An 8342-nucleotide genomic window follows, 5' to 3' on the forward strand; every position below is an offset into this window, starting at 1 on the left:
GCGCGCTGGTGATGGAAGCGATGATGATCACGGTCGGCTGGCGAGATCTGACCGACGGCGATTCCGAACTCAATCTCGTCATCATGCGCTCGGCCTATTTTCTGGTCGCGGCCGCCATGCTGGGCTATTTCGGCGCCTGCCGCGCCCGCAGCAGCCATCGCTTCGCGCAACTGGCCGCCTGGTCCACGGTGCCGGCCGACATGGATCGGCGCATGTGGTTGCGCGATGTGCTGGAACATGCCGCACAGTTGCTAGGTGCGCAGCGCCTGCTTCTCGTCTGGCAGGACCAGGCGACGGATAGCCATCATGCAATGATGTTCGGGCCGGACGGCTTGCAGGAACGGAACGATCTGGGGCCAGTCTTCTGGCAGGCCCGGATCGCCCTCTTCACTGCCCACTATCTGTCGCCCAAAGCCGAAGTAACGGAAATCAACGCCATGGTCGCGGCCACAGGCTGGCGCCAGCTGACCGCCGATCCCCATCGCCTGCGGTCCGCACCGTTCGAAGGCGCCCGGCACCGTGGCCGTCTCTTCATGTTCGACGCGCCGTTCCAGCAGGAAGATGCCGCCTCGCTCGCCCGGATCATCGCCTTGCGGATCGGGCATGAACTGGAGCGGCTCGACCTGATGCGGGCAATGGAAGACCGTGCGCGGGACCAGGAACGCGTCCGCCTGGCGCGCGACCTGCACGACAGCGTGCTTCAGGATCTCACCGCTGCGTCGCTTACGCTGAAGGCCGCCGGTGCGGGCCTGAGCGAGACGGCGCGCGAGCCCCTGAACGGCGTCAGTCGAATGCTGTCCGAACAGCAACGGCGCATCCGCATCTTCGTGGAGAAGAACTGGCCGGCCGAAACCGCAACCGTGTCGCCATTGTCGACATCGCTGTCGGACACCGTGAACATCCTGCGCGACCAGTGGGGATGTGATATTGCCCTCGCCGTCGATCCTGCGGAACTGGAGACGAGTATGGCCATCCAGCGCGAACTGGCGCAATTGCTCTGCGAAGCGACGGCCAATGCCGTGCGCCATGGTGGCGCCACGCGGGTCGATGTCCATCTCTCCGCCGGTCATGGCCGCATCCGGATGGACATTTCCGACAATGGCTGCGGCATGCCCCATCGCGAAGGGCATGTCGTCCTGCCCCGGTCGTTGCGATCCAGGGTCGAACAGCTTGCCGGCAGCCTCGCTATCGTCCGGCAGTCGCCAGGCCTGGCCATGACGATCGAGATGCCGGTTCCATGAGGCCTCACAGTGTCTTCCTGGTCGACGACCACCCCGTCGTGCTGCGCGGCCTCGCCGTCCTCATCAATCTCGATCCGGACTTCACGGTCGTCGGCAGCACGAGCGACCCGAAAAGCGCCTTTGCAATGATCGACCGGCTGAAGCCCGACATCGCCGTTCTGGACATCAACATGCCCGATGTCAGCGGCCTTGCGCTGCTGCGCCGGATGCGCAGCGCCGACCTGCCCGCGCGCGTGATCTTCCTGACCGCGATCATCAGCGACGCCCAGTTGTCGGACGCGCTGGCGAACGGCATCTGGGGCCTGTTGCTGAAGGAATCCGCGCCCGACACGCTGATCGACTGCCTGCGCCGGGTCGCGGCCGGACATCCATGGCTGCCCGACGAACTGGCCGCGCGCGCCAGTCCGGGCTGGAATGACGGGATGAAGCCCGGCCTCGATACGCTGACGCCGCGCGAACTGGAAATTGCCGGCCATGCCTGTCGCGGCCTGTCGAACCGGCTGATCGCGCGGGAACTGGGCGCCAGCGAGGGGACGGTGAAAATCCATCTCCACAATATCTTCCAGAAGCTGAAGATCCGGAACCGCACTGCGCTGGCCGCCATCTATTACAAGGGGCCGGCGATTCCGGAGCAGCCGCAATTGAGGCGAACCTAGCGCAAAGGAGCTAGGGCCGAGCCTCTAAAGGCGTATATCATTCCATGGATTCCGGGGCGTCATTCGCGGCCCTACTGTTGATCGCATCCGCACGAGCAGGGGAGCAGCGATCACCATGGCGACGCAAATTCGCGAAGATTTCAGGCCCGTTTCAACGTCCCGCACACCTGATCTCCTGACATTGGACGAGGCGGTTGCGCTGGACATGGGACGCGCCAACCAGCTCTATGCGCGGCACCTCAATCGCCATCTGCTGCAAATCTATGCGATATTGGGCCTGGACATGCTGGATGTCCGGTCCGCGGAGGGCACGACGCTCCATCTGGCGGACGGACGTCGGGTGCTGGACTTCTCGACCGGCATGGGGGCCGCCGGCCTCGGCCATAACCATCCGCGCATCCTTGCGGCCGAGCGGCTCTGCCATGAGCGCCGCCTGCTCGACATCACCAAGCTGTCGCCGCACAAGCTTCAGGCCGCGCTCGCCCATAATCTGGCACAGATACTGCCCGACCCGCTCGACACCAGCTTCCTCGCCACATCCGGCGCGGAAGCGAACGAGGCGGCGATGAAGCTCGCCGAACGCATCCAGACGCCCAAGGGCAAGCAGAAATTCCTGTGCATGCAGGGCGCTTTCCACGGCAAGACCCATGGCGCGCTGTCGCTGACGACCGCGACGCAGGTGCATACCGGCTTCCTGCTCGGCGTGCCCAGGGAGAATGTCATCTACATCCCCTATGGCGACATCGACGCCCTGCAACAGGCGATCGCCAATGCCAGCATGGACGGCCAGGGCAACGACATCATCGCCGCCATCATCGAACCGATCCGGGGCACCGCCTGCGAAGTGCCGCCGCCGGGCTATCTCTCCCAGTTCGTCCGGCTCTGCCGCGACAATGACATCATATCCAGCTTCGACGAGGTAAAGGTCGGCTGCGGCCGGACCGGCCGCTTCTGTGCGTTCATGCATGAAGACACCGTCCCCGACGTCGTCACGCTGGCGAAGACGCTCGGCGGCGGCAAACGCGCCATCGGCGCGATGGTGACGTCGCAGGCCCTGTTCGATCGCGCCTATGGCAACCGCAACGACTGCAACCTGCACAGCTCGACCTTCAGCGGCATCGGCGAAACCTGCGCGGTCGCGATCGAGACGCTCAACACCCTCTATGACGACGGGCTGATCGATAACGCCGCCGAGATGGGCGACTATCTGGAGGCGCGGCTGGAAGGGCTGCGGATCAAATATCCCGGCACGCTGGTCGACGTGCGCGGTCGCGGCCTGTTCCGGGCGATCCGGTTGAATTTTCGGGAAGATCTGGCAGCGCGGCTGGTCGATGTGTCGACCAACCCGCTGTTCCTGACCTATCAGACCGTCCTGATCGGTGCCGTCGCCCGCATGTTGTTCGAGCGGCACAATATCCTCGTCCATTTCCAGCCGGGTGCGCGCGACATCCTGCATTTCATGCCGCCCTTCACCGTGACGAAGGTCGAGATCGACCAGCTCGTCGACGGGCTGGACGAGATTTTCGACCGAGGGATCGCCGATTCCGCGCTGCGCTTCGTCGCCGGCAATGTGAAGCGTCTGCTGTCCGGCATGCGGGGAAGGAACTGATGCTGCTGTCCCCCGCAAAACCGGGATCGGCGACCGCGCAGATCGACCTCGGCCGATGGCTGGACCGCATCTGCCCGATCGCCTTCCCGCTGATCGCGCTCGTCCTGTTCCTGCTGGCCACCCATCACGGTATCGGCATATGGCCGGACAGCGCGCGCTACATGAACATGGCGCACAATGCCTGGGATGCGCCGCTTTATCCCGCGCTGCTGCAACTGGTGGCGATGACCGGCCTCGACATCGTCCAGGGGGCATGGCTGATCGCCATCGTCCTCGCCATGCTCAACCCCTGGCTCAGTTGGCATCTGTTGCGGCGGGCCTGCGGCCAGCCGGCCTATGCCGCCTTCGGCACGGCCCTGATCGTCATCTCGCCGCAGACCGCCTCGCTCCATGCGCTCGCCATGTCGGAGCCGCTGTTTCTGACCATGATCCTCGCGACGCTCGGCGCGCTGATGCGCTATCTGCGGGAGGATGACGGCCGCTGGCTGATCATCGCGGGCCTGTGGATCGGGTTCGCGTCGCTGGTGCGCTTCACCGGGCCGCCGCTCGGCGCCGCCATCGCGCTCTTCCTGCTGATCGATCCGCGCCATGCCCTGCCACGTCGTCTGGCGAACATCGGCCGCATCCTCCTGCCGTCGGCCGCGATCTTCCTCGGCTGGGCGCTGCTCAGCGAGGAAATAATGGGTCGCTCTACCGGGCGGCCACTGGAATTATATGGCAATATGGCGGGCAGCGAATGGCTGGCGAGCTTCAACGCGCTGACGATCTGGATCCTGCCCAATGGTGTGCCCTTTGCGATCCGCGGCGCCCTGTTTCTCGCGGTGTTCGCGGCGAGCCTCTGGCTGCTCGCCCGGCAGGGCTGGCAGGCGGTCAAGGCGCGGGTCGACGGACCGGGCACACTCGACCTTCTCGCCGTGCCGCTCACCTTCTTCTTCTTCGCCTATCTGCTCTTCATGGTGCTGGCGACCTCGATCGAAGCCAACCTGCATCTGAACGGCCGCTATGCCTATCCGGTCTACGGCACCAGCATTATGGCGGTGACGATCGCCCTCGCCTGGTTCCGGGATGCCACCGGGCCGACCCGGCTGGTGCGTCATGCGCTGACGGCCCTTGGCGTCGCGATGCTGCTGAGCCATGGCATCAGAACCGCAGACCGCACCCATGAAGCCTATATGGACGGCGTCGGCTACGCCTCCCGCCAATGGGTCACGTCCCCCACCGTCGCCGCCGTCGGCCGCCTGCCCAGGGATGCGGTCCTTTACAGCAACGGCGCCGACATCATCGGCTATCTGCTGCGCCGGCGGTCGCTGGGACTCCCGGAGCCGTTCGAGCTGCGCACCGGGCGTGACGATCCAGCCTTCCCCTATGCCGCCCAGCTTGCGGCGGCGCGGGCGGCCCTGAGCCGGGGCAATGCCTATGTCGTGTTCCTGAACGGGGTCGACTGGCGCTTCTATATGGGGTCCGAAAAGGAACTGGCCCGTGAACTGGATCTGGTTCGCATCGTAAAGCTGGCCGACGGCAGCATCTATGCCGCGCGCACCAAACAAGTCGGGGAGGTAAAGCCATGAGGCATCAGGGTACGGCCGACATGCCGGCGACACGCAATCCACGCGGCAGGCTGCGCGATTATATCGCGATCGCCCGGCTCGACCACATGACCAAGCATGTGTTCATCCTGCCGGGCATCATCCTAGCCCATGTGCTGCGCCATCCGGCCACCCAGACGGTGCCGCTCACCATCCTGATGGGATTGTTGAGCGCGGTCGCGATCGCATCGGCCAATTATGTGATAAACGAATGGCTGGATCGCGAATTCGATGCCTTCCATCCGCTCAAATCGTCGCGGACCGCCGTGCATCGCAACCTGTCGCCGGCGATCGTCTACACCGAATATATGCTGCTCGTCGTGCTGGGGCTGGGGCTGGCGATGCAGCTTGGGGCGCTGTTCGCCTTCACCGCTGCCGCCTTCGTGCTGTCGGGCCTGATCTACAATGTCGCGCCGATCCGGACCAAGGACCGTGTCTATCTGGACGTGTTGAGCGAAAGCATCAACAACCCGATCCGCCTGATGCTCGGCTGGACCATGGTCGATCCGACCACCATGCCGCCCAGCAGCCTGCTGTTCGCCTACTGGATGGGTGGCGGCTTCCTGATGGCGGCCAAGCGGCTGGCCGAATATCGCGACATCACCGCCGATGGCGGCGCCGACCTGCTGCCCCGCTATCGCCGCTCCTTCAGCCGCTACAATGCCGAATATCTGGCGGTGTCCTGCCTGCTCTACGCCATGCTGTCGGCCTTCTTCCTGGCCGTCTTCCTGATCAAATACCGGCAGGAATATATCTTCGCCCTGCCTTTCATCGCGATCCTGTTCGCCAGCTATTTCTGGTTGGCCATGCTACATGGATCGGTCGCCTCGCGGCCGGAGCGGCTGTTCCGGTCGCGGCGGCTGATGCTCGCTTCCCTGAGCGTGGCGGTGGCGCTGACGGTCCTGACCTTCATCGATATGCCCTTCCTCAACGATCTGTCGGCTCCGTCCTACGTCCATGTGCGGCCATGACGGATCCGCTGATGTGGGACGCATTCGATCTGGTCGTGTTCGACATGGATGGCACGCTCTACGACCAGCCGCGCCTCCAGCGTCGCATGATGGCGGCGCTGGTGCGCGACGCGATCCGCAGCCGCAGCCTTGGCGCGATCCGCACCCTGTCCGCCTTCCGCCGGCACCGGGAGACTCTGGCCGACACCATGATGGAGGATTTCGACACGGCACAATATCGCCTGCCCGGCCATGCCCCCGAGCAGGTGCGTGCGCTGGTCGCCGACTGGATTGAGCATCGCCCGCTTCCCCTTTTGCGCCGCTGCCGGGCCACGGGGATAGACCATCTGTTCGAGCGGCTGGCCCGGCGTCATGTGGTGGCGATCTATTCCGACTATCCGCCGTCGGCAAAGCTGGCAGCGCTCGGTCTTTCGGCGAAACTGATGGTGGGGGCCAATGATGTCGGACGGCTGAAGCCCGACCCATCCGGCCTGAAGCTGCTGATGGAGCGCGCCCATGTGGCGCCCGCCCGCACGCTGATGATCGGCGATCGCGACGACCGCGATGGTGAGGCCGCACGCCGGGCCGGCGTACGCGCGCTCATCCGGGGGAGGGATTTCCGCCATTTCGACGAGCCGATCTTTCGCCATGTGGCCTGACTTCGCCGCGACCGTCCATGCCATGGCGGAGGCGATCGCGCATCGGGAAAAAGGCGCAACGGGATCGCCAGAAGCCGCAACGGACTTCGTGCTGGCAAGCTTCCGGGGCATGCCCGCCTATCTGCGCCCGCCCCTGCGCGCCGCCACCCTGTTCTTCGACGCATGGCCCGCGATCCGGCGTGGCCGCCCCTTCCATCGGCTGCCGGTCGAATTGCGGCTGCGACAGTTCGACGCGTGGGGCGACTCACCCATCGGACCGGCGCGGATGCTCACGACCTTCTTCGCCAGCCTCATCATCTTCGGCCTCTGGTCGCGCGAAGGGCCGCATGACTGACCGGCTGCGGACCGATGTGGCTGTAATCGGTTCGGGACCGGGCGGCGCCGTCACGGCGAGCCTCTGCGCCGAGGCCGGCCATGCCACTCTGCTGATCGAGGATGGGCCGGACCTGCCGCTGGAGGCGAACGCGCATTTCTCCGGCGACGAGATATTGAGCAAATATCGCAATGCCGGCATCGCCATGGCCTTCGGCAAGCCGTCGGTCAGCTTCGTCGAAGGGCGCTGCGTCGGTGGCGGGAGCGAGGTCAATCGCGGCCTCTATCACCGCACGCCTGCCTATGTGCTGGAACAATGGAGCCGCACTCACCGCGTCGATCAACTGACGCCGGATACGCTCGCCCCGCATTTCGACGCCTGCGAACAGACCGCCCGCATCGCCCATCTGCCCGGCACACCGCCCGACCTGTCACAACGGCTGGGCGATGGCGCCGCGCGCCTTGGCTGGGATGCGATCGCCGCGCCACGTCTCTACGATTATGGCACGGGGCGCAAACAGTCGATGAGCGAGACGTTCGTCCCCCGCTTTCGGCAGGCCGGCGGCCGGCTGATCGCGGATTGCCGCGCGGCGCGGATTCGACGCCTCGGCGGCAAATGGGAAGTAGCGGCCCGGCATGGCGCGGCAGAACTGACGATCGAGGCCGATGCCCTGTTCGTCGCATGCGGAGCGGTCCAGACGCCGGCCCTGCTGCGTCGATCGGGCTTCCGACATAATATCGGCAACAGCCTGAGATTCCACCCGATGATGAAGGCCGTCGCCCTGTTCGACGTGCCGGTCAACCAGCCGGGCGATCCCGACCCGGTGCATCAGATCAAGATGTTCGAGCCGCGCTTCGGCATCGGTTGCTCCATCAGTTCACCGGCGCTGCTGGCGCTCGCGCTGGCGGGCAATCCGCAGATGCGCGCGCGGATCTGCTCCGACGCGGCCAGGATGGGTCTCTATTATGTCCAGAACGGCACCGGACATGCCAGAGTGCGCAACCTGCCGGCAATGCAGGATCCGCTCGTATCGATCCGGCATGAGGATCAGGAACTGGACCAGCTTTATGACGGGCTGAAGCATCTGATGCGGGCGCTCTTCTCCGCCGGAGCCGAAGCGGTGCAGCCCTGCATCCGGGGCTTTCCGATGCTGCGGTCCGCCAACGAGATTGACGCCCTGCCCGCGCAGCCATGGACATCCGCGCTGCTGACATCGGTCCATGTCTTCGCCTCCTGCCCGATGGGGGAGAATATGTCGCTCTGCGCGACCGACAGCTGGGGCAGGCTCCATGGCGGCGACGGGCTGCGGATCGCCGACGCGTCGCTGA

General features: G+C 65.3%; 8 protein-coding genes. All 8 read left to right on the forward strand.

Going from position 1 to position 8342, the window contains the following annotated elements; genetic code table 11:
- The coding region (locus VMR39_RS17870) for a sensor histidine kinase (RefSeq protein ID WP_325417559.1) at nucleotides 1-1241 on the forward strand (1241 nt) is incomplete at its 5' end.
- Nucleotides 1238-1897, forward strand: a complete 660-nt coding sequence (locus tag VMR39_RS17875) for a response regulator transcription factor (RefSeq protein WP_325417561.1) — start codon at nucleotides 1238-1240, stop codon at nucleotides 1895-1897. The genes VMR39_RS17870 and VMR39_RS17875, both read left to right, overlap by 4 nt.
- Before the next feature lie 115 nt (nucleotides 1898-2012).
- Complete coding sequence (locus tag VMR39_RS17880) at nucleotides 2013-3506, forward strand: aspartate aminotransferase family protein (RefSeq protein ID WP_325417563.1); 1494 nt, start codon at nucleotides 2013-2015, stop codon at nucleotides 3504-3506.
- Nucleotides 3506-5074 (forward strand): glycosyltransferase family 39 protein, encoded by a 1569-nt coding sequence (locus tag VMR39_RS17885; RefSeq protein WP_325417565.1) that lies wholly within the window; start codon nucleotides 3506-3508, stop codon nucleotides 5072-5074. Before VMR39_RS17880 ends, VMR39_RS17885 begins: the two co-directional genes overlap by 1 nt.
- Nucleotides 5071-6063: a UbiA family prenyltransferase gene (locus tag VMR39_RS17890; protein WP_325417566.1), complete on the forward strand. Its 993-nt coding sequence runs from the start codon at nucleotides 5071-5073 to the stop codon at nucleotides 6061-6063. Before VMR39_RS17885 ends, VMR39_RS17890 begins: the two co-directional genes overlap by 4 nt.
- Nucleotides 6060-6701 (forward strand): HAD family hydrolase, encoded by a 642-nt coding sequence (locus VMR39_RS17895; protein ID WP_325417568.1) that lies wholly within the window; start codon nucleotides 6060-6062, stop codon nucleotides 6699-6701. Before VMR39_RS17890 ends, VMR39_RS17895 begins: the two co-directional genes overlap by 4 nt.
- Nucleotides 6691-7035, forward strand: coding sequence for a hypothetical protein (locus VMR39_RS17900; protein ID WP_325417570.1), 345 nt, complete (start codon nucleotides 6691-6693; stop codon nucleotides 7033-7035). Before VMR39_RS17895 ends, VMR39_RS17900 begins: the two co-directional genes overlap by 11 nt.
- Nucleotides 7028-8342: FAD-dependent oxidoreductase (locus tag VMR39_RS17905; RefSeq protein WP_325417572.1), on the forward strand; the 1315-nt coding region annotated here is incomplete at its 3' end. The genes VMR39_RS17900 and VMR39_RS17905, both read left to right, overlap by 8 nt.

It is taken from the genome of Sphingobium sp., assembly GCF_035511395.1.
In the GTDB taxonomy this organism is placed as follows: Bacteria; Pseudomonadota; Alphaproteobacteria; order Sphingomonadales; family Sphingomonadaceae; genus Sphingobium.